The organism is Vibrio pacinii DSM 19139, assembly GCF_000711795.1.
GTDB lineage: Bacteria > Pseudomonadota > Gammaproteobacteria > Enterobacterales > Vibrionaceae > Vibrio > Vibrio pacinii.
Window position 1 is genome coordinate 47,231 of record NZ_JONH01000020.1, and the last position, 21,789, is coordinate 69,019.

General features: G+C 48.7%; 19 protein-coding genes. 4 read left to right on the plus strand and 15 right to left on the minus strand.

Going from position 1 to position 21,789, the window contains the following annotated elements:
* Positions 1 to 77 precede the first annotated feature (77 nt).
* Complete coding sequence (locus BS19_RS13210; RefSeq protein WP_038175821.1) at positions 78 to 1,019, plus strand: LysR family transcriptional regulator; 942 nt, start codon at positions 78 to 80, stop codon at positions 1,017 to 1,019.
* Between the two features lie 123 nt (positions 1,020 to 1,142).
* On the opposite strand, the gene acuI is transcribed toward BS19_RS13210, so the two are convergent.
* The 6 genes from acuI to ilvG all read right to left on the minus strand — a co-directional run bounded on the left by acuI (position 1,143) and on the right by ilvG (position 8,606).
* Positions 1,143 to 2,123, minus strand: a complete 981-nt coding sequence (gene acuI, locus BS19_RS13215) for an acrylyl-CoA reductase (NADPH) (RefSeq protein ID WP_038175824.1) — start codon at positions 2,121 to 2,123, stop codon at positions 1,143 to 1,145.
* Positions 2,124 to 2,295: 172 nt separating this feature from the next.
* Positions 2,296 to 3,843, minus strand: a complete 1,548-nt coding sequence (ilvA, locus tag BS19_RS13220) for a threonine ammonia-lyase, biosynthetic (RefSeq protein WP_038175825.1) — start codon at positions 3,841 to 3,843, stop codon at positions 2,296 to 2,298.
* Between the two features lie 3 nt (positions 3,844 to 3,846).
* A complete protein-coding gene (ilvD, locus tag BS19_RS13225) occupies positions 3,847 to 5,688 on the minus strand; it encodes a dihydroxy-acid dehydratase (protein ID WP_038175826.1) in 1,842 nt (613 codons plus the stop codon).
* Between the two features lie 26 nt (positions 5,689 to 5,714).
* Entirely contained in the window at positions 5,715 to 6,662 is a 948-nt protein-coding gene (gene ilvE / locus BS19_RS13230) for a branched-chain-amino-acid transaminase (protein ID WP_038175827.1), read from the minus strand.
* 11 nt (positions 6,663 to 6,673) lie between these two features.
* The gene (gene ilvM, locus BS19_RS13235; RefSeq protein ID WP_038175829.1) at positions 6,674 to 6,958 is read right to left on the minus strand and encodes an acetolactate synthase 2 small subunit; all 285 of its coding nucleotides are present in this window, start codon (positions 6,956 to 6,958) and stop codon (positions 6,674 to 6,676) included.
* Between the two features lies 1 nt (position 6,959).
* Positions 6,960 to 8,606, minus strand: coding sequence for an acetolactate synthase 2 catalytic subunit (ilvG, locus tag BS19_RS13240; RefSeq protein WP_038175830.1), 1,647 nt, complete (start codon positions 8,604 to 8,606; stop codon positions 6,960 to 6,962).
* 483 nt (positions 8,607 to 9,089) lie between these two features.
* Here ilvG and BS19_RS13245 point away from each other — a divergent pair, with 483 nt between their 5' ends.
* On the plus strand, positions 9,090 to 10,613 hold the full coding sequence (locus BS19_RS13245) for a YifB family Mg chelatase-like AAA ATPase (protein ID WP_038175831.1): 1,524 nt from the start codon (positions 9,090 to 9,092) through the stop codon (positions 10,611 to 10,613).
* 41 nt (positions 10,614 to 10,654) lie between these two features.
* On the opposite strand, the gene BS19_RS13250 is transcribed toward BS19_RS13245, so the two are convergent.
* The 6 genes from BS19_RS13250 to BS19_RS13275 all read right to left on the minus strand — a co-directional run bounded on the left by BS19_RS13250 (position 10,655) and on the right by BS19_RS13275 (position 15,861).
* Complete coding sequence (locus BS19_RS13250; protein WP_038175832.1) at positions 10,655 to 11,632, minus strand: DUF2860 domain-containing protein; 978 nt, start codon at positions 11,630 to 11,632, stop codon at positions 10,655 to 10,657.
* A 231-nt stretch (positions 11,633 to 11,863) separates the two neighbouring features.
* Positions 11,864 to 12,466, minus strand: coding sequence for a thiol:disulfide interchange protein DsbA/DsbL (locus BS19_RS13255; RefSeq protein ID WP_038175834.1), 603 nt, complete (start codon positions 12,464 to 12,466; stop codon positions 11,864 to 11,866).
* 25 nt (positions 12,467 to 12,491) lie between these two features.
* Positions 12,492 to 13,478 carry a serine/threonine protein kinase gene (locus BS19_RS13260; protein ID WP_038175835.1) on the minus strand — a complete coding sequence of 329 codons (987 nt, stop codon included), beginning with the start codon at positions 13,476 to 13,478 and terminating at the stop codon, positions 12,492 to 12,494.
* Between the two features lie 54 nt (positions 13,479 to 13,532).
* On the minus strand, positions 13,533 to 14,951 hold the full coding sequence (gene ccoG, locus BS19_RS13265; RefSeq protein WP_038175836.1) for a cytochrome c oxidase accessory protein CcoG: 1,419 nt from the start codon (positions 14,949 to 14,951) through the stop codon (positions 13,533 to 13,535).
* A gap of 261 nt (positions 14,952 to 15,212) precedes the next feature.
* Positions 15,213 to 15,479 (minus strand): YihD family protein, encoded by a 267-nt coding sequence (locus BS19_RS13270; protein WP_038175837.1) that lies wholly within the window; start codon positions 15,477 to 15,479, stop codon positions 15,213 to 15,215.
* A gap of 97 nt (positions 15,480 to 15,576) precedes the next feature.
* Positions 15,577 to 15,861, minus strand: coding sequence for a hypothetical protein (locus BS19_RS13275; RefSeq protein ID WP_038175838.1), 285 nt, complete (start codon positions 15,859 to 15,861; stop codon positions 15,577 to 15,579).
* 177 nt (positions 15,862 to 16,038) lie between these two features.
* Between BS19_RS13275 and BS19_RS13280 the strand changes: the two genes are divergently transcribed.
* The gene (locus tag BS19_RS13280) at positions 16,039 to 16,836 is read left to right on the plus strand and encodes a sporulation protein (RefSeq protein WP_038175840.1); all 798 of its coding nucleotides are present in this window, start codon (positions 16,039 to 16,041) and stop codon (positions 16,834 to 16,836) included.
* A 91-nt stretch (positions 16,837 to 16,927) separates the two neighbouring features.
* On the plus strand, positions 16,928 to 17,581 hold the full coding sequence (gene trhA, locus BS19_RS13285; RefSeq protein WP_038175842.1) for a PAQR family membrane homeostasis protein TrhA: 654 nt from the start codon (positions 16,928 to 16,930) through the stop codon (positions 17,579 to 17,581).
* A 6-nt stretch (positions 17,582 to 17,587) separates the two neighbouring features.
* On the opposite strand, the gene BS19_RS13290 is transcribed toward trhA, so the two are convergent.
* The 3 genes from BS19_RS13290 to rsmB are packed head-to-tail and all read right to left on the minus strand — an operon-like array spanning position 17,588 to position 21,755.
* Positions 17,588 to 19,033, minus strand: a complete 1,446-nt coding sequence (locus BS19_RS13290; protein WP_038175843.1) for a TrkH family potassium uptake protein — start codon at positions 19,031 to 19,033, stop codon at positions 17,588 to 17,590.
* Between the two features lie 9 nt (positions 19,034 to 19,042).
* Entirely contained in the window at positions 19,043 to 20,419 is a 1,377-nt protein-coding gene (gene trkA / locus BS19_RS13295) for a Trk system potassium transporter TrkA (RefSeq protein ID WP_038175845.1), read from the minus strand.
* A gap of 55 nt (positions 20,420 to 20,474) precedes the next feature.
* Entirely contained in the window at positions 20,475 to 21,755 is a 1,281-nt protein-coding gene (gene rsmB / locus BS19_RS13300; protein ID WP_038175846.1) for a 16S rRNA (cytosine(967)-C(5))-methyltransferase RsmB, read from the minus strand.
* Between the last annotated feature and the right edge of the window lie 34 nt (positions 21,756 to 21,789).

Sequence of the window (21,789 nt, forward strand, 5' to 3'; positions counted from 1 at the left end):
CCCCGCTGAAAAGCGGGATTTTTTTTGCCCGAAAAAGGTACAATCGATAGATACCCTTGTCAACGTCGTGGTTAAATGTGGAACTAGAAGATATTTATCGTCGCGATCTCAATTTGTTAATTGCATTGCGTGTGTTGATTGAAGAGTGCAGCGTTAGCAAGGCTGCTCAACGTCTTAATCTGAGTCAGTCAGCAATGAGTAGAGTGCTTGGCCGTTTGCGAGACATGCTCGATGACCCCTTGTTTACCCGCCAAGGCCAGCACTTGATTGCGACTGAAAAAGCGCTAGAAATGGATCGCTTACTCGGTGAGCCGCTTGAGTCTCTGCGTATCCTGCTTTCACCGGTCGAGTTTGAGCCCCGCAGTTGTGAGCAAACCTTTACCATTGCGACCACCGATTATGCGATGCAGACCATTTTGCCATTTGCCTTGCCGCGCATTTATCAAGAAGCACCGAATGTGTCGTTTAACTTCTTACCTTTGCAGCATGATAGGTTGGCTGATCAATTGACGGCCGAGGGCGCCGATTTAGCCATTTGTCGCCCTATTGGACCCGTCACACCGCTGCGTAGTGAAGTGTTGGGCCGAGTGGGTGTGTTGTGTTTAGTGTCTAGGCAGCATCCGTTAGCGGATGTCGAAATGTGTTTAGATGATTATTTAACTTACCCTCATGCGATGATTGCGATCAGTGATGGGGTGAAAGCATTGATTGAACAGGCGCTGGTGGAAAAGCCCAAACGACGTATGGTATTGCGCGCTTATCATCTTGAGGCTGCATTAGCGATTGTCGATACTATGCCGCTGATCATCACCGTGCCAGCTGACTTGGCCTACTTGGTTGCTGAGCGTCACGATTTAGTGATTAAACCACTGCCGTTTCAATTCACACCGTTTGACTATTCGATGATCTGGCACCCACGTTGTGAGCACTCTCCGGCTCAGGAGTGGTTAAGGGCGATAGTGAAAGAAGAGTGTGGTCGTTTGATCGCGAAGCGGATTGAAGATATTGGCTTAATCTGAAAAAAGCCAATAAGGTCATGGGGCAAATTAGCTACGAAATATCGGTAATCTCAAGTTATAGATAGAGATTACCGACGTGTTCGTTTTTAATTCTATGCTAATGGCTGTGGTTCGTTGCTGCGCTTAAAGTTTAATAACCACGCGACCAGTCACTTGACCATTGGTAATGTCTTCGGCGTATTTTGGTGCTTCTGCCAGTTCGATTTCAGTACACGCTTGTTCGAAGTAGCTATCAGGAAGCAATTCAACCAGTTTCTGCCACGCTGCGATGCGTTTTTCTGTTGGGCACGAGACAGAGTCAACCCCTTGCAGGCGAACATTACGTAAGATGAACGGCATTACCGTGGTTGGCAAATCAAAACCACCCGCCAGACCACATGCTGCCACAGCACTGTTGTAGTCCATTTGTGATAAGACCTTCGCCAGTACTTTACTGCCGACAGTATCGACGGCGCCAGCCCAGATCTGTTTTTCTAGCGGACGAGCCGGTTGTTCAAATTCAGCTCGGTCGATGATGCGACTCGCGCCGAGTTTTTCTAACAGCGGACCATTTTGCTCCGCGCGACCAGTCACCGCGGCCACTTTATAGCCAAGCTGGGCAAGCAGGGTTACGGCGACAGAGCCAACACCACCACTTGCGCCTGTGACGAGTACTTCACCATCTTCAGGTTTCACGCCTGCATCAAGCAGTGCTTGCACACACAACATACCAGTAAAGCCAGCCGTACCAACCATCATGGCTTTTTTGCTGTCTAAGCCTGCTGGCAGCGGTACTAGCCAGTCTGCTTTGAGTCGAGCACGTTGTGCCATGCCGCCCCAATGATTTTCACCCACGCCCCAGCCTGTCAGGACAACTTTATCGCCTGCTTGGTAACGCTCGTCTTGAGAGCTAACCACTGTGCCAGCTAAGTCAATGCCCGGTACCATAGGAAAGTTACGGATGATCTTGCCTTTGCCTGTAATCGCAAGGCCATCTTTGTAGTTGAGTGATGAATAATCGACATCAATCAATACGTCGCCTTCAGGCAGTTGAGCTTCATCAATTTGCTCAACAGAAGCGAGTGTCCGTTTTTCTTCTTGGTTTAGAATCAGTGCGTTAAACATAGTGGTCTCCACAATAGGCCAGCAATTTTAAAAACTGCATTGAGTGTAGACCCAAATCTATTATGAAGAAAATGAAACTTTAGCATTATATCTATGCGTATTACGCATTTCATCGGCTAGGCAAGGGGGAGAAAAAACCAAGCCAGTCGTGGACTGGCTTGGTTGGGTTAGGTTAGGAGAGGAAAAATTTATACGATGGATTATCGGTCTCGTCTTTGCAGCGATAACCCAGTTCGCGCAAGTGCTCTGAGAAGCGCTGGAGATCGCTTTCATCCAGCTCAAAGCCACACAGTACTCGCCCATAGTCAGCGCCATGGTTGCGGTAGTTAAACAGACTAATGTTCCAATGGGTACCGAGGGTACTGAGAAACTTCAGCAGTGCGCCAGGGTATTCTGGGAACTCAAAGCTGTATAAGCGTTCCTTCAATGCCTTTGATGGTTTACCGCCAATCATATAGCGGACGTGCAGCTTCGCCATCTCATCATCAGAGAGGTCAACCACCGGATAGCCGCCTTCACGTAAATCGTGAATGATATGTTCCAGCTCATCCTGACCGCCTTGCAGGCGTACACCAACAAAAATATTGGCGAGTGCATCGTCGTTGTAACGGTAGTTAAACTCGGTGACCGCACGGCCGCCAATCAGGTGGCAGAACTCAAAGAACGCGCCTTGACGTTCAGGAATGGTGACCGCTAGTAGACCTTCGCGTTTTTCCCCTAACTCGCATCGCTCAGACACATAACGCAAACCGTGGAAGTTGGTGTTGGCTCCTGACAGTACGGTTCCGAGATTCTTGCCCTTAAGCTTATGTTGCTCGGCATATTTTTTCAGGCCGGCTAACGCCAATGCACCAGAAGGCTCGGCGATAGCGCGGGTATCTTCGAAAATATCTTTCACCGCTGCGCAAATCTCATCACTTGAGACACTGATATGGCCATCAAGGTATTTGTTACAGAGACGGAAGGTTTCTTCACCGATGCGTTTGACCGCCACTCCGTCGGCAAACATACTGACCTGATCTAATACCACAGGCTCACCAGCATCAAGCGCCGCCTTAAGACACGCAGAGTCTTCGGGCTCAACCGCAATCACTTTGATTTCTGGCATCAGTTGTTTGACTAACACAGCGACGCCAGCGGCGAGTCCACCGCCCCCCACGGGCACAAAGATATAATCAAGGTGGCCGTTTTGTTGCAACATCTCCATGCCTATCGTGCCTTGACCTGCAATCACCAATGGGTGATCAAAAGGAGGCACAAAGGTGTAGCCATACTCTGCTGACAGACGTTCTGCTTCGGTTTTGGCTTCATCAAAGTTATTGCCATGAAGCACGACGTTACCACCAAAGCTACGCACGGCATCGACTTTTATGTCAGGGGTAATCTTAGGCATCACAATGGTGGTTTTGATGCCAAGTTTGGTGCCCGATAGCGCCAACCCTTGTGCATGATTACCGGCCGATGCGGCGATGACGCCTGCCGCTTTTTGCTCTTCGGTCAGGCTAGCTACCATATTGTAAGCGCCGCGCAGTTTAAACGAGTGTACCGGCTGACGGTCTTCTCGTTTAATTTGCACTTGGTTGCCAATACGCGCAGTCAAGCGCGGCATCTCTTGCAGTGGCGTGACGGTGGCGACTTCATAAACGGGGGCGCGCAAGATCTGACGCAGATAGTCTGCGCCAGTCTGTTTTGCCTTCCCAGAGGATAAAGAGTCAGTCATAAGCTAGTCCTCTAGCTTAGATTTGTCTCGCACTGCGCCTTTATCGGCACTGGTCGCCATGCTTGCGTACGCTTTTAATGCCAAAGAGACTTCACGTTGGCGATCGACAGGTTTCCAGCCGAGTTGATCTTGTTTTGCACGGCGAGCCGTCAGTTCCGCTTCTGGCACATCTAAAGAGATAGAACGGTTTGGAATATCAATCGTAATGATATCGCCATCTTGAACCAGACCAATCGTGCCGCCACTTGCAGCTTCTGGTGATGCGTGACCAATCGACAGGCCAGATGTACCACCAGAGAAGCGCCCATCGGTTAGTAGTGCACACGATTTACCTAGCCCCATCGATTTTAGATAAGTGGTTGGGTAAAGCATCTCTTGCATACCCGGACCACCTTTCGGGCCTTCATAGCGAATGACCACAACTTCACCGGCTTTGACTTTGCCACCTAAGATGCCCTCAACCGCGGTATCTTGGCTTTCAAAGACAATCGCGGGACCTTGAAATTTCAGGTTTTCTTCATCAACGCCAGCGGTCTTAACGATACAGCCATCAACAGCAATATTGCCAGACAGTACCGCGAGACCACCTTCTTGGCTAAAGGCATTTTCTTTGGTACGAATACAGCCGTCCACGCGGTCATCATCAAGGCGATCCCAACGACAATCTTGTGAAAACGCCTTGGTCGTGCGGATTCCGGCTGGCCCGGCGCGGAAGAACTTGAGTACATCTTGATCTTCAGTTTGCATGATGTCGTACTGAGCAAGCTGCTGTTTCATCGACATCCCTAGTACGGTGCTGGTGTCGTTGTTGAGCAGACCTGCGCGATCAAGTTCGCCAAGAATGGCCATGACACCACCCGCGCGGTGGACATCTTCCATATGATATTTCTGAGTTGATGGTGCCACTTTACATAAGTGTGGCACGCGACGAGACATTGCATCGATGTCGGCCATATCAAAATCGATATCACCTTCTTGCGCCGCGGCAAGTAGGTGAAGAACCGTGTTACTTGAGCCCCCCATCGCGATATCAAGTGCCATGGCGTTTTCAAATGCAGCGCGGTTGGCGATGTTGCGTGGCAGTGCGGATTCGTCGTCTTGCTCGTAGTAACGCTTGGTGAGTTCTACCACACGTTTACCAGCATTAATGAACAGTTGCTCGCGATCGGCGTGCGTTGCCAGCATTGAGCCATTGCCAGGTTGAGACAGGCCAAGCGCTTCGGTGAGACAGTTCATTGAGTTAGCGGTAAACATGCCTGAACACGAGCCACACGTTGGGCAAGCAGAACGTTCGATTTGTTCGCTCTGTTCGTCAGAAACTTTCGGGTCGGCGCCTTGAATCATCGCATCAACCAAGTCGAGTTTGATGATTTGATCGGAAAGTTTGGTTTTACCGGCTTCCATTGGGCCGCCTGAAACGAAAATAACGGGGATGTTGAGGCGCATAGCGGCCATCATCATGCCCGGAGTGATTTTGTCACAGTTCGAGATACATACCATGGCGTCGGCACAGTGAGCGTTGACCATGTATTCGACGGAGTCGGCAATCAGTTCACGTGAAGGCAGTGAGTAAAGCATTCCGCCATGACCCATTGCGATACCATCGTCAACCGCGATGGTATTGAACTCTTTAGCGATGCCGCCCGCTTTTTCTATTTCTCCAGCAACCAGTTGGCCCATATCTTTAAGGTGAACGTGGCCTGGGACAAATTGGGTGAATGAGTTCACCACGGCGATAATTGGCTTACCGAAATCTTCGTCTTTCACGCCAGTGGCGCGCCAAAGGGCACGCGCACCGGCCATATTGCGTCCGTGAGTTGTGGTTGCTGATCTGTATTTAGGCATTGTGTTACTTCCTTATCTGCCGGTGCTTAAGCTTTATTAGCGTCTTGAGGGTAAACGTAATCTAACCAACCCCATTTATCTTCGGTAGTGCCGTTAAATAGGCCGAAGTAAGCCTCTTGGAGCTCTTTGGTGATTGGGCCACGTTTACCACAACCGACTTCAATCTTATCGATATTGGCAACAGGAACGACCTCTGCTGCAGTACCCGTCATAAAGACTTCATCGGCGAGGTAGAGTGCTTCGCGAGCAATGTTGGTTTCGCGCACTTCGTAGCCTTTGTCACGCGCAATGGTCATGATCGAATCGCGTGTAATACCAGGCAAAATAGCGCTAGTCGCTGGTGGGGTCATGATCACGCCATCTTTAATCACAAAGATATTTTCACCAGCACCTTCGGATAAGTAACCATCAACACTAAGAGCAATACCTTCGTCATAGCCATGACGACGCGCTTCGCCACCGACTAGCAATGAAGATAGGTAGTTCCCGCCCGCTTTGGCTGCGGTTGGAATAGTGTTAGGTGCGGCGCGATTCCAACTTGAAATCATCGCGTCTACGCCTTTCTCTAGTGCTTCCTCACCGAGATAAGAGCCCCATGGGAAAGCGGCAATGATCAGATCCATCTCCGTGTCTGCTGGAGGACAAACCCCTAAACCGACATTACCGACAAAACCGAGTGGACGAATGTAAGCACTATCGAGTTTATTTTGGCGTAATGTTTCGCGCGTCGCTTCCATGATTTCTTCGACAGTATAAGGAATCGGGAAGCGATAAATTTTTGCAGAATCTTTTAAGCGTTTAGCATGATCTAAATGACGGAAGACAATAGGACCATTTGGTGTGTTGTAGCAGCGAACGCCTTCAAACACAGATGTGCCGTAGTGCATTGCATGGGTCAATACATGGACATTGGCTTCTGCCCAAGGAAGCATTTCACCGTTAAACCAAATGTAGTCTGCTGTTTTTGTAGCCATTATTGCCTTCCTTATGCACAAATTTGTTGTTGTAAATTGTTATTTGGTAGTTCGTTATTCGCAATTTTCGTGACTTCAACCGAGCGCACATCCCAAAGCTTTTCGATTTGGTTAGTGAGAAATGAGATTGGGCGATCACTGTCGACGATGATTTCAACGCTGGCGACTTTGCTGGCGTGGTTTTGTGTGCCTGCCACTTGTTTAACGACAAAACCTCGGTGGCGTACCACACGCAGAACACGTTCTAACAGTACTGGTTTATCGTCAGCTTTAATGTCGATGAGATATCTTTGCATGTTATGTGTTCTCCAGCATGTCGGTGTTTGATGCACCGGGTGGTACAAGCGGCCATACGTTTTCTTCTTCATCGATTAAAACATGAAGTAAGTATGAAGTGTTACTTTCTAGCATCTCTTTAAGAGCTGGCTCAACCTCTTCTTTTTTGGTGATGGTTTTACCAGGAATATCAAAGGCTTTTGCTAGCATGACAAAGTCAGGATTGTCATCAAGGATGGTTTCACTGTGGCGGCCATCAAAGAACAGCGATTGCCATTGGCGCACCATGCCGAGACGTTGGTTATTGAGCAACACGATCTTGACCGGAATTTGGCGACGCTTAAGTGTGCCAAGCTCTTGAATATTCATCATAATCGAACCATCACCCGTGATGAGTATTGACTGGTCACCAGGGCGAGCAACCGCAGCGCCCATCGCGGCAGGTAAGCCAAAGCCCATCGTGCCAAGTCCTGCCGAGGTGATGAAATTTTGCGGCTGGCGCGGCTGAATATGCTGAGCGGCCCACATTTGATGCTGACCGACGTCAGTCGACACGATTGAGCTATCTGGCATCATATCTGAGAGTTGGTTAAGTAGAGCTGGTGCGTAAATTAACTCGCCGGGATGGTCATAGCGCCACTTAAAACCACTGCGCAGGCTTTCACTGTGCTTGAGCCAAGGCGTAATGTCTTTAGATAGTTCAAGTTGCGGCAATACCGTTGGGATCTCGCCCCGCACAGGCGCATTGGCCTGACGCAGCTTGTGGATCTCTGCTGCATCGATATCGATGTGGATGACTTTGGCGTTGGCCGCAAAGGTATCTAACTTGCCCGTCACTCGGTCATCAAAGCGAGCACCAACGGCGATCAACAGGTCACACTCTTGCACGACTAAGTTTGCGGCTTTGGTGCCGTGCATTCCAAGCATGCCAAGATAGTATGGGTCGTGGCGTTCAACTGTGCCTAAGCCTTTTAAGGTGCTGACAGAAGGCATTGGATTTAAGCGTAGGAATTCACGGACGGAATCCGTGGCATGGCCCAATTGCACTCCACCACCGACATAAAGAACAGGACGAGAGCTTTCAGACATGAGTTGCTGCGCAGCGGCAATCGCTTCTTGGCTCGCAACTGGCATGGCTGGCGGCGTAAACGGTGGCAGTGTCGTGGTTGGAGCTTGGCCGAGCTGAACATCTTTGGCGATATCAACAATCACAGGACCAGGTCGGCCCGCTTTTGCCACTTCGAAGGCTTCGGCCAAGGTTGGCGCCAGTTCATTGATATCAGTGACAAGATAGCTATGTTTAGTACAAGAGAGTGACATCCCGATCACATCCATCTCTTGAAAGGCGTCGGTACCGATGTGTGAGCTAGCAACCTGACCGGTGATCGCGACTAAAGGAATCGAATCCATAAAAGCATCGGCGAGACCAGTGACTAGGTTGGTGGCTCCAGGGCCAGAGGTGGCCATGCACACGGCGACATCTTGGGTTGCGCGCGCCATGCCGATGGCGGCCATTGCAGCGCCTTGCTCATGGCGGCAGAGGATATGCTCAACACCACCATCGTAGAGGGCATCATAGATCGGCATGATAGCCCCACCAGGGTAACCGAAAATGGTCTTAATTCCTTGTCGCTGAAGGGCTGCTACGACTAACTGGGCTCCCGTCATTGTGCACCTCCTTGGTCGTCCTTATCTTGATCTTGTCTCGTTTTGCACGTCATGTGCGCTCCCATATTCCTGCATGCTCTTGGTGTTCTTGAGCTTAGTTTATTGATGTCAGCCTAATTTTTCAGCGAACTAATTGTAAAAAAACCCCCGGACTTTTCAGTGCGGGGGTTTTTTCTATTCTGTGGTTATCTTATGCCCACTAGACCCCGCGCGGTGCCAATAATGACCACGATAATCAGGAGGATCAGTGCGTTAAAGCGGGCGTTGATATTCATTGTTATTTCTTATGTTGTGTTTGCCTAATAAAGACACGAAATTGTTTGCGTCTCTAGTGGTATCACACAAATCCGTTAAATGACAAGCAAAAACTCATTCTTTTTTCACATTATATAAGCATCTGACCACGCTATATAACAAGCTTGATAACAAAATAAACGAACTATCAAGGGGATAAATAATGGACAGACAAAAGACGGATTCACTATGGGATTAGCGGTGATTCACAGTCGGGCATGCGTTGGTGTTGAAGCGCCCGAGGTCACTGTGGAGGTTCACATCAGCAATGGTATGCCGGGCTTTACTTTGGTTGGCTTACCTGAAACGACGGTCAAGGAGTCGCGTGACCGGGTGCGTAGCGCGATTATTAACTCGCGTTTTGAGTTCCCAGCTAAACGCATCACCGTCAACCTCGCTCCTGCTGATCTGCCCAAAGAGGGAGGCCGGTTTGATTTACCGATCGCACTGGGCATTCTTGCCGCATCAGAGCAGATCCCGCTGACCAAGTTAACTCAGCAAGAGTTCATTGGTGAACTGGCGTTGTCTGGTGAAATTCGTCGCGTGAAAGGGGTATTACCGGCAGCACTGGCTGCGAATCAGGTCGAGCGACGTTTAATTGTACCGATGGAAAATAGCGGTCAGGCGGCCTTAGTGGGTAAAGATTGGCACAAATCGGCGCACAGTTTATTGGAAGTATGTGCTGACCTGTGTGGGCAACAGACACTGAGCTTGCACGCGAGCAGTGATAAACGCCAAGTGGTGAGTTTGCAGCGCGACTTGCAAGATATCATTGGCCAACAGCAGGGCAAGCGAGCACTTGAGATTGCCGCGGCGGGTAATCACAATTTGCTGTTCTTAGGACCGCCCGGCACTGGCAAGACCATGCTTGCGTCGAGGTTATGTGATTTGCTGCCTGAGATGAGTGATGCAGAGGCGTTAGAAACAGCATCGGTCGCTTCTTTAACTCAGCAAGAGATCAATGTTCACAATTGGAAAACGCGCCCTTTTCGTTCCCCACATCACTCAAGCTCGATGGCGGCGTTAGTCGGTGGTGGATCAATTCCGCGTCCGGGCGAAATTTCTCTCGCTCATAACGGCCTACTGTTCTTAGATGAAATGCCAGAATTTGAACGTAAAGTGCTCGACTCGTTACGAGAGCCGCTGGAATCGGGAGAGATCATTATTTCACGCGCACAGGGTAAGACTCGTTTTCCAGCACGTTTTCAATTAGTCGGGGCGCTTAACCCGAGTCCGACAGGCTACTATGACGGCAATCAATCACGGGTCAACCCACAAACCATCTTGCGTTATCTTGGCCGCTTATCCGGCCCTTTACTCGATAGGTTTGATATGTCACTCGAAATTCCCGCTCTACCGAAAGGCACTTTAGCGGAAGGTGGAGAAAGAGGCGAGTCAACGGATGTGGTGCGCCAGCGGGTACAAGTTGCGCGTGAGAAAATGCTCAGCCGAGCGAGTAAGGTCAACGCGTTACTTGGCAGTCGAGAAATTGAACGTTATTGCCCACTGCATAAGCAAGATGCCGAATTTCTTGAAAGTGCTTTGCATCGTTTAGGGTTATCCGTGCGCGCTTATCACCGAATTATTAAGGTCGCGCGCACGATTGCAGATTTAGAACACAGCCCTGATATCGAAAAACACCATTTAGCTGAAGCTTTGGGCTATCGCGCGATGGATCGTCTGCTCCGACAACTGACTGCGCAGGCGGTCTAAGTGCTTTGAATCGATAAGCCCGCACTGAGCGGGCTTGTCGATTAAAACTTGAGGCTAACACCAGTGGAAACAATCATCTGCTCACTGCCATAAAACTGAATCGTTGAATCGGTTTGACCATAGCCAGCAAATGAGATCCACGATAGGTTACGCCAACCGAACAATTGCTGATATTCGTAGGCGGCAAATAGACTGAGGTCGTTATCATCACGAGTCATGCTATACACCGGATGTGAAGCTTCGTAGCTGCGTTCGGTGTAGCCTGCGGTCAGGGCGAGCTGGTGGCGACCGAAGCGTTGAAACAAAGACAGCTCACCTTTCCAAGAAGTGAATGAATTTGCCTCGCCATCGGCGTCTGACTTTATGTAGCTGACGGACGGGATCAAGAAGGTGCCGCGATTGATAAATAGACGAAAGCTGCCTTTGGCGTATAGCTTGTCTGTATTGCGGCTGAGCAAGTTGGCAGTGTAGCCCGAATCGAGCCCTGAACGCTCATTATCTATCTCTTGTGTCGCCATGGCGGTATCTAAGGTGAAGCCAGAGCCTGCAATGTTACTTAGCTTGAGGCGGTAGGCATTGCCACTTTCATCAGTGATAGTGCGCGCTGAGCCTTCGACAAAAGGATCGGCCCAAGTCTCTCCCGACATGATCGTTGGCAGAAGCGCAACGTCGATGACAGTGCCATTGGCCAGTTTTTGCTTAAAGCCGATCTCGAGCGCTAAAGTACCGATGGCAATGTCTTCGCGTGAAGTACCAGCGTAGATCTGTTTATCGAGTCCCTGACCAAAAGTAAAAGCGATATTACCTAATGGTAAAGGGATAAAACGATGCTCGCTTGTGGCTTGTTGATTATTATCATTGATGGTGGCATTGGCGTCGGTATTAAAATTGGAACTTGAAGAGATATATCCGGCACTCAGCGACACTTCACCACTGAAACCTCCAGTGTCAGATAACTGAGCAATGGCGGGTGTGGCACACATCAATGCTAATGCAAAAGTCATTGTTTTGGTCGTCATTACATCCTCCCTGGATAACCTTTGACCCTACCTCTGGTTCGTTTGGCGTCAAACGATGGTGACCGTCGTGAGGGTAGTTTTAAGCTTACGGCTGACTTGTATCATTACACGCTGCTTGATTTTTTAAAGCGAGTTGTTGATTAAGTTTCTCATTAATCTCATTTTTAGCGTCATATTGGTAGCAAAAAGCAAAAAGGGAGCCTAGGCTCCCTTTTAGTATTCTGTGGTTGATTACTTCAATGTCAGTAGGTAATTGACTAAGTCAAAGTACTCATCGAGCGTTTTGATAGACTGTGCTTCAACTAGATACTTGTTGTTGACGACAACCGCAGGTACACCAGACAGGCCACTGTCTTTAAACTGTTTGTCAAAACGACGTACCATCGAATCTACCGCAAAGCCATTAAACGCTGCGTCAAACTTCTTCGCCTCAACACCTTCATCGAGGAAGATCTGACGCAGTTCAGCATCATCTTTTGGTGCTTTACGCATGTTGTGAATGCGGTTGAACATGACAGGCACCATTTTGTCTTCTACTTTCAATACCAACATGGTCGCGTAAGCTTTGCTCATCGACTCACCCATGTTGCCACCCATAAACGACACATGGTTTTTCTGTAACTTGGCCTCTTCAGGCAACTGCGCTTTGAGTTGCTGGATGATGGGTTCAAATGAGTTACAGTGTGGGCAGTAAAAAGAGAAGAACTCAGTGACAGTCGGTTTTTTTGATACCTCAAGATCCAACACTTTATAGTGTTCGCCTTGACTAAATTGGGCGGCGTGAGCAGTGAAGCTCAGCATCACAGTTGCGACGAGTGCAAACAGCTTTTTCATTTTTGACTCCATGTTGTCGTATTAATTACCACTGTGGCATAAGTGAAAGTGGCGCTTCATCTAAGGCAAAAAGCTGCTCCTTGAACGCAAGGACCTGACTTTCCCAATATTTTGGATCATTAAACCATGGGAAAGCGAGTGGAAATGCAGGATCGTGCCACCTTTTTGCCAGCCATGCCATATAGTGCACCATTCGTAGACCGCGTAAAGGCTCAATTAGTTTCAATTGATTAACATTAAAGTCGCTAAATTCTTGGTACGCTTCCAAAACGATATCGAGTTGGGCAAGCTTATCGTGGCGCTCACCGCTTAGTAGCATCCATAAATCTTGAATCGCCGGACCGTTACGCGCGTCATCGAGGTCAACAAACATTGGCCCATCGCGCCACAGAATATTACCCGGATGACAGTCCCCGTGCAGGCGAATGTGAGTGAAATTATCATCCCAGCGAGCTTCCAATGATTTGATCAGCATGTCGAGATCGCTAAAGAAAGCGTTCTCAAGATGTGAGGGAATGAACTGCGACTGTTCAAGGATCTTGCGCGGCTGGTAGACATATTCATCAAAGCCGATCGTTGGGCGATGTTTAAACGTCTGTTTCTCTCCCACTTTATGGATGCGACCAAGAAAGCGGCCGACACCTTCGAGTTGATCAAGGTTATCCACTTCGAATTGGCGTCCACCTACACTAGCAAATAAAGCAAATAGGTAACCTTGGTAATAATGTAGGGTTTGTCCGTTAAGGATCACGGGCGGAGCAACCGGAATTTCTGACTCGATTAGCTCTAAGGTAAAATCGTGCTCTTCTTGGATCTGTGCCTGGTTCCAGCGCTGTGGACGATAGAATTTCACCACATAGCGTTGGCGCTCTTCATCAGTGAATTGATAAACGCGGTTTTCATAACTGTTGAGTGCCAGGAAGCCAGATTCAGCGCGGATGCCGATACTCTCAAGGGCATACCACATGAAATCCGGCGTTAGAGCGTCAAAATTAAAAGCTTGTTCGGTCATAAAAATAAAAGAGGCTCATTGCTGAGCCTCTTTCCATTAGGTGGCGCTGAAGGGCTAAAGTTTCTTAATGAAACGGCTCTCAACGGCAATAGAAAAGTCTTCGCTATCCGACAGTATAAACTGAATCGTTGAAACTGGAGAGCTAAGATTATCGGGCTTGACGCCAAGGCTTAGTGGGAAGCTGAGTACTTCACCTGGCTCGACTTTTACGGTCTGATTACCGTACCACGAAACATCAGTAAGACCTTCAACATCAAGGCGATATTGTTGTTGTTGTTGGGTTTTATTGATGATCTTGAGCGTATAGGTGTTTTCGATTTCACCTGAGCCATTGACTCTAAAGAGCTGGCTTCGGTCACGAAGTACACTCAGGCCTGCCGGATCGACACTGGCGACCTGAACAAAGAACAGACCAATCATAACCAGCAGCACGGCGCCATACCCCAATAATTTAGGCCGAGCGACCTTGGTGTGTTTGCCTGACAGGCGGTGTTCTGTGGTGTAGCTAATCAGGCCTTTTTCATAGCCCATACGTTCCATGGTGTTGTCACACGCATCGATACAGGCACCGCAGTTGATGCATTCGTATTGCAAGCCGTCACGAATATCGATACCGGTTGGGCAGACCTGCACACACAAGTCACAATCGATACAGTCACCTAGGCCGAGGGCTTTCGGGTCGGCTTTGCGAGAGCGTGGACCACGGGTCTCTCCGCGTTTGGTATTGTAGCCCACAATAAAGGTATCTTTATCGAACATCGCCGACTGGAAGCGAGCATATGGACACATGTGGATACACACAATTGAACGCATCCAACCCGCATTGGCGTAGGTACAGCCAGCAAAGAACAGTACCCAAAATACAGGCCAAAAGCTTGCGTTAAAGCTAAAGAAGTCCACGACGAGTTCTTTCACTGGCACAAAATAACCGACAAAGGTGAAGCCCGTTGCTAGGGCGATCCCCCACCAGGCTAAATGTTTGATGGCCTTACGCATCGCGATGTTGGCGGTGAGCTTACCAGAATCTTGCTTACGCCGTTTATTGGCGCTGCCTTCAAGCTTCTCTTCAAACCAGATGTACATAAAGGTCCAGACGGTTTGAGGGCACAAGTAGCCACACCAGACACGGCCTAAAAATGTGGTGAGAAAGAATAAGCCAAACGCTGCGATCATAAACAGCAGCGCGAGTAAGGTCAGATCTTGTGGATAAAGTGTGGTGCCGAAAAAGTTAAATTGTTGGTTGCCGATATCGAGCAAAATTGCTTGGCGCTCGCCATATGGAATCCATGGCACCATGGCAAACATAACCAATAGGAACCAGCCACCATAACGGCGCAGTTTTTGGAACACCCCTTTACTTTCGCGAACATAGATTCGATTGCTCGGGTTAAACCTGTCCCCTTTGGTTTTATGGGTTTTGGGGTTGAAGGTTTTGGGAGTCACATCTTTGATATCAATTTTATCCCGACTCATTGCGCTTCCTTTTAGGGCTAAACGGTAAATTGGCGAGATTTCTGTTGTTCTCGCTCGAAATTATGATGACGTACTATTTTAGTCAATGCTAATGGGCGGCGATTATATACCCGATAACAATTTCATTTCTTTAAGGCTATCAACCTTTAACAACAAAGTGCACAACAGTTCTATAAATAAATCACCTAACAGTTTGGCTATTGATAAAAATTTGGCACAAAAAAAGCGACGCATAGCCGCTTATTGTTAATACGTTTTTGTTTAGTCGATAAGACCACGGGCACGCAGAATCGCGGTTTTAAAATCGTCTTCTTGATCTTTCTTTAAGCCGGGAATCATCTCTTCTTTGCTGCTGTTACGCATTTTGAGGTGGTAGATCAGAACATCGTCGGTGAGGTCTTCGAGTTGACCTTGGTAGCCCGCTTCTTGGCTAAGTTGGACGATAAATTGCAGTAGGTTCATCTGTTGGTCTTTCTGCCATTCCGGCTCAAGCAATGCTAGCAGTTCTTCAATACGGTGACACTTCATTGGCTTTCTCCACATTCTTTATAATGATTTGCAGTAAAGGTATCAAATCGAGTAAATGAAGGTAAGAAAAAAGCGCAGAGATACCTGCGCTTTTTAATTATGCTGCTTGAACAACTTTAGCTGGTGCTGAAGCCATGACGGCGGTTCTCTCAACCAAAGTCATTGCAGGAGCAGATTTTTTTGCCATCGGAGCGGCAACAAAGCCACTACGACGACGCATCGCACTACGGTTAGTGTGCGAAAACCTGACGGCTGTTGGGCGCATTAAGTTACCTAACTTGTCAGGCATATCCATTGCCAATGTAATGACCTGATTAACTATGAGTTGATCTTCATCGCTGAAGTTTGGCTCTTTCTGGCTTACGCCAATCCAAATAATCAATCAGGGTTATCGATATGCATGCATATCATAATTAGATTAGCACTAACAGTTTGTCTGGTCGATAAATAATCGATTGCAATCCACTACAATTATGTGAACAAGCCACTAGTCGTGATACGGTGATGCAGATTAGTATGGAGAATATTAGAGTGTCTCGTTGATGCCATGGAGGTAGTTATGTCGTTATTTAAAAAAACCTTGGCGAGTTTTGGGATTGGTAGTGCAAAAGTCGACTCAGTATTGCAGCAAGAAGTGTTGTATCCTGGACAGAAGGTCAATATCACCATTCATGTCTACGGAGGGGCGACAGAGCAAGAGATTGACAATATCGATCTGAAGCTTTACTGCCGCTATATCAAAGAGGTACCCGCCGATCACGATAAGGATAAACACACGGCTGGGCGGATGCGCCGCGTTGCCGAAAGTTATGTGCTGGCCGAGTGGTCCTTGCCTTATGCGTTTACGATCAACCCTGGTGAGGGACGCGACTTTGACATCGAAATTGATGTGCCTTGGAATACTCCAGTCACGGTCGGTGACTCGAAAGTGTGGCTTGAGACTGGCTTAGACATCGCAATGGCCAAAGATCCAACCGATAAAGATATTTTAACCGTCAGGCCCGATGCGCTATTAGACGGTATTTTTACCGCGTTGGAAGAGCAAGGTTTGCGCATTCGTCAGGTCGAATGTGAAGAGGTCGATGGCTTTTCATTGCCTTTTGTTCAAGAGTTCGAATTTGTCCCGACCACCGGACCATTCCATGGCCGCTGGCGTGAGCTAGAAGTGGTCGCCTATCGGACCGATGATGAGTTACAGATGTGGTTTGAAATCGATCGTCATCGCGAGGGAGCCAGAGGCATGTTGGCGAGCTTATTAGGTATTGGCCAACTTAAACGCCAGTTAGCGATTCCATTACACACTTCTGCGCAAGAAGCGGGTCAGTTAGTGGTCGAATATTTAGACCAACACTCTTAAACGAAAAGCAATATTTTCAGCTTACAAGCGTAAGCTTAATGTGCCATACTCTTGAGTAATTATTCCAATAGTGACTCGGAGTATGGTGTCTATGCCTGCCAATCAAGCCGCTCAATACAGCACAAAAGAAGAGTTCGCCAATACCTTAACTCATGCGCTCGGCATGGTGCTGAGTATTGTCGGCTTAGTGTTGTTGTTGATGAAGTCGATTCAACAAGATGCCGATGCATTAACCGTGACCAGTATGACGGTTTACGGGGTGAGCATGATTGTGTTGTTTCTTGCGTCGACTTTATATCATGCGATTCCGCATCAAAAAGCCAAACGGGCGCTGAAAACATTCGACCATTGCGCTATTTATCTGTTGATTGCGGGGAGTTATACGCCATTTCTGTTAATCAGCCTGCGCACGCCATTAGCGATGGGCTTGATGGCCGTGATTTGGGCGATTGCCTTATTCGGTATTATCATGAAGCTAGCTTTTGTCTATCGGTTTAAAAAGCTCTCGTTGGCCACGTATCTCATCATGGGGTGGTTATCGCTGATTGTCATTTATCAGTTGGCGATGAACTTAGCCATCGGCGGGTTGACTCTGCTCGCTGCGGGAGGCGTGATTTACTCACTGGGGGTGATTTTCTATGTCGCTAAGCGCATCCCCTACAATCATGCGATTTGGCACGGTTTTGTGTTGGCGGGCTGCGCTTGCCATTTTTTTGCCATTTATCTTTACGTGACACCCGTTTAACGCGTTTCAACGACGCCAAAAGGCGGGGAAGAAAAGGACCAGTAGCGTCAGGATCTCAAGCCTGCCCATCAGCATACCTAAACTGAGCAACCATTTTGCCGCATCTGGCAGAGGAGCAAAGTTCCCTGTCGGACCAATCACAGAGCCCATTCCAGGGCCGACATTCGCCACAGCAGTGATTGAGCCAGAGATACTAGTGATAGGGTCTAACCCCATCGCGCTTAATCCACCAGCAATGACAATAATCGTGATGAAAAACGTCAGGCCAAAAGCGATCACAGAGCGGATAATGTCATCATTGACCGGACGTTGATTGTAACGCTGAACAAACACACCGGAGGGGTGGACAAGTTTCATCATTTGCTTGTTGAGTAGTGTGAACGCAATTTGAAAGCGAAACACCTTAATCCCCCCAGAGGTTGAGCCGGAACAAGCCCCTGCCATCATTAAGAAGGCAAACAAGGTGGTTGGCAGAGCGCCCCAAGCGGTGAAGTCTTCTAGGCCAAACCCGGTTGTGGTCACCACAGAAACAATATTGAACATAGAGACGCGCAACGCATCGAGTATGGCGTAGCCATCTCGAATGACTAGCCATGAGGCAATGATCAAACTGCTGGTCAAAAATAGATAGGTAAATCCCCGTACTTGCGCGTCATTAACCAGTTGTTTGAGCCGACGTTTACGTATCGCTGCAACGAACAGTAAAAACGGCAGACCACCCAAAAACATAAACAGGGTAGCAACCCAGTGCGCGCCATTGGAAAAGTGGTTCATTGAACCATCAGAGGTCGAATAACCGCCTGTCGATAGGGTCGTAAACGAGTGGTTGATGGCTTCGAACAGATTCATGCCTGTCATCAGGTAGCCAATCAAACATAACCCAGTTAGCACAAGGTAAACGGCGACGATGTTTTTGGCGACCGTCTTCGCTCTTGGGCTGCTCTTGTCTGACCAATCGGATGATTCGGTATGGAACAGTTTCATACCGCCGACGTTAAGCATTGGCAGTACCGCCACCGCCATAACAATAAAGCCAATCCCACCTAACCACTGTAAAATTGAACGCCACAGCAGGATACTCGGTGCCATATTGTCTAAACCGCTAAGTACGGTTGAGCCAGTCGTGGTAATGCCCGACATGGTCTCAAAGTAAGCATCGGTGAAGCTGATATGATTGATGAAGACAAAGGGCAACGCAGCGAACGCACTGGCAATTGTCCAGACCAAGCTAGTGATAAGGAACATGTCCCGTACACTGAGCTTGAACGTTCTAGTGCGGCCAATGGTTAAGCAGATAAAAGCGGCAAGATGGGTGATCAGTACCGCTTGGCCAAACTCCAGAAAACCAGATGTCCCGGTAATAAAAGCGACCAAGGTTGGTACGTACATAAATAGGGCGAGCTTAGAGAGCACTAACCCTATCACGAACAGTACCGGACGAAAGTTAACCATATTACCGCCTTAAAGGAAGAACGGACTCGGCTGGAACAGGGATTCGACGTCAGGTACGTACTTTTTGTCGACTAGGAACATCACCACGTGGTCATCTTGTTCAATCACGGTACGATCGTGGGCGATCAGCACCTCTTCACCACGCACAATCGCGCCGATGGTAGTACCCGGTGGCAATTTAATGTCGCCAATGGCGCGGCCAACCACTTTCGAGGTGGTTTCATCACCGTGGGCAATTGCTTCGATAGCTTCTGCGGCGCCGCGGCGCAGTGATGACACGTTAACGATATCGGCACGACGCACGTGAGTAAGCAGGGCTGAAATGGTCGCTTGTTGTGGTGAGATCGCCACGTCAATCACGCCGCCTTGTACGAGGTCAACATAAGCACCGCGCTGGATCAGCACCATCACCTTCTTGGCTCCCATGCGCTTAGCGAGCATGGCCGACATGATGTTGGTTTCATCTTCATTGGTCAGGGCGATAAACACATCCACCTGATCGATGTTCTCTTCCGCAAGCAGTTCTTGGTCTGCGGCATCGCCACAAAAGACGATGGTATTTTCGAGCTCTTCGGAGAGTTTTTCTGCACGCTGATAGCTACGCTCAATCAATTTAACACTGTAAGAGTGTTCGAGACGGCGTGCGAGACTGGCACCGATGTTACCTCCGCCGACAATCATAATGCGCCGATAGGGTTTTTCTAAGCGTTGTAGTTCGCTCATAACCGAGCGAATGTGGTTGCTGGCGGCGACGAAGAACACTTCATCATCGGCTTCAATGACAGTCGTGCCTTGTGGTCTGATAGGGCGACCTTGGCGGAAAATCGCCGCAACACGGGTATCAATATGCGGCATATGTTCGCGCAGCGCAGAGAGTGCGTTGCCGACCAATGGGCCGCCATAATACGCTTTAACCGCAACTAGACTGACTTTTTGCTCGGCAAAGCTCACCACTTGCAATGCCCCAGGATATTGAATTAGGCGTTCAATATAGCTAGTGACTAGCTCTTCAGGGGCAATCAGATGATCAACGGGTACCGCCCCAGATTGGAACAGGGCCTCTTTTTCAGACAAATACTGCGGTGAGCGAATTCGAGCGATTCGGTTCGGGGTGTTAAACAGAGAAAACGCCACTTGGCATGCTGCCATGTTGGTCTCATCCATATTGGTTACCGCGACTAGCATGTCGGCATCTTGGGCCCCCGCTTCGCGCAGGACATCGGGATGGCTGGCGTGACCATTAACCACTCGTAAATCATACTTATCTTGTAGTTCACGCAGACGATTGCTGTCTTGATCGACTATGGTGATGTCGTTGTTTTCACCAACGAGGTTTTCTGCCAGTGTGCCGCCAACTTGTCCTGCACCAAGGATGATGATTTTCATACGTTTATCTCGTTTAACAACTTTAAAGGCGGCAGATTAGCTGCCGCCGATACGGTTACGCTTGCTTAGTTAGGACGGCATAATAGAAGCCATCCATATCCTCTTCTCCAGGTAATATTTGACGTCCTGGGTTATCGATTTGTGAGCCTTGCAGTTGAGCATCACGGGTTCGGCCTAAAAATGCTTTCACTTGTTCGGCGTTTTCTTGTGGTGTGATTGAGCAAGTCGCATAAACCAAGGTACCACCAGGCTTAAGCTGTTGCCACATCGCATCGAGGATTTCGCTTTGTAACTCAGCTAAAGCATCAATATCGCTGGCGCGACGTAACCACTTGATATCAGGGTGACGACGAATAACGCCAGTTGCTGAACAGGGCGCATCAAGTAGGATGCGATCAAACTTCTCACCTTGCCACCACTCATGAGGGTAGCGCGCATCGCCACATATCACATCCGCGCGTAATTGTAGGCGCTCAAGGTTATCGTAAACACGATCCAGACGTTTGGCGTCACAGTCAATCGCCACCACTTCAGTGTCTTCAGTATGCTCTAGGATGTGGGCAGTTTTACCACCCGGAGCGGCGCAGCAATCTAAGATGAGTTCGCCGTTTTGCGGCTGCAAGTAGTTGACTGACAACTGCGCGGCTGCATCTTGTACCGATACCCAACCGCGACTAAAACCTGGAAGTAAAGTGACATCACAGGGTGAAGCCAATTTTATGGCATCTTCAGCTTGGGGATGGAGGCTGTATTCAATGTTTTCATTATTCAGCAGTTCAAGGTATTCATCGCGAGTATGGTGCTGGCGGTTTACACGTAACCACATTGGAGCCTTGCTGTTATTGGCATCAACCAACTGCTCCCACTGATCTGGGTAGCTCTCTTGCAGCATTTTTAACAGCCAATTTGGATGGCCATACTTACCTGCGTTGTGGCTGACGGCTTGTTCATCCAATGCTTCTTGATCACGCAAGTAGCTGCGCAGTACAGCGTTAATTAAACCTCGCAGGCTAGGGCCACGCAAGGTTTTGGTGCCTTCGACGGTTTCGGCGACTGCGGCGTGAGCTGGAATACGCATAAAGCTTAATTGATAAATGCCGACCAAAATCAAGTGGTGGAAAACTCGCTTTTTGCCTTTTAGAGGGTTGTCCATCAGCTCGTTGGCAATTGACTCTAAGCGTGGCAGGTAGCGTAAAGCACCATAACAGATCTCTTGGAGCAGAGCGTGATCGCGAGGTTTGATGGTCTTTTGCGCGGCCGGGAGTGCGTGTGACAGAGATTGGCCTTTATCGACCACTTGAAACAGGACGTTAGCTGCTGCTGCGCGAACATTCATGTTGAATACCTTAAATAAAGGGAGGGTGTCTCCA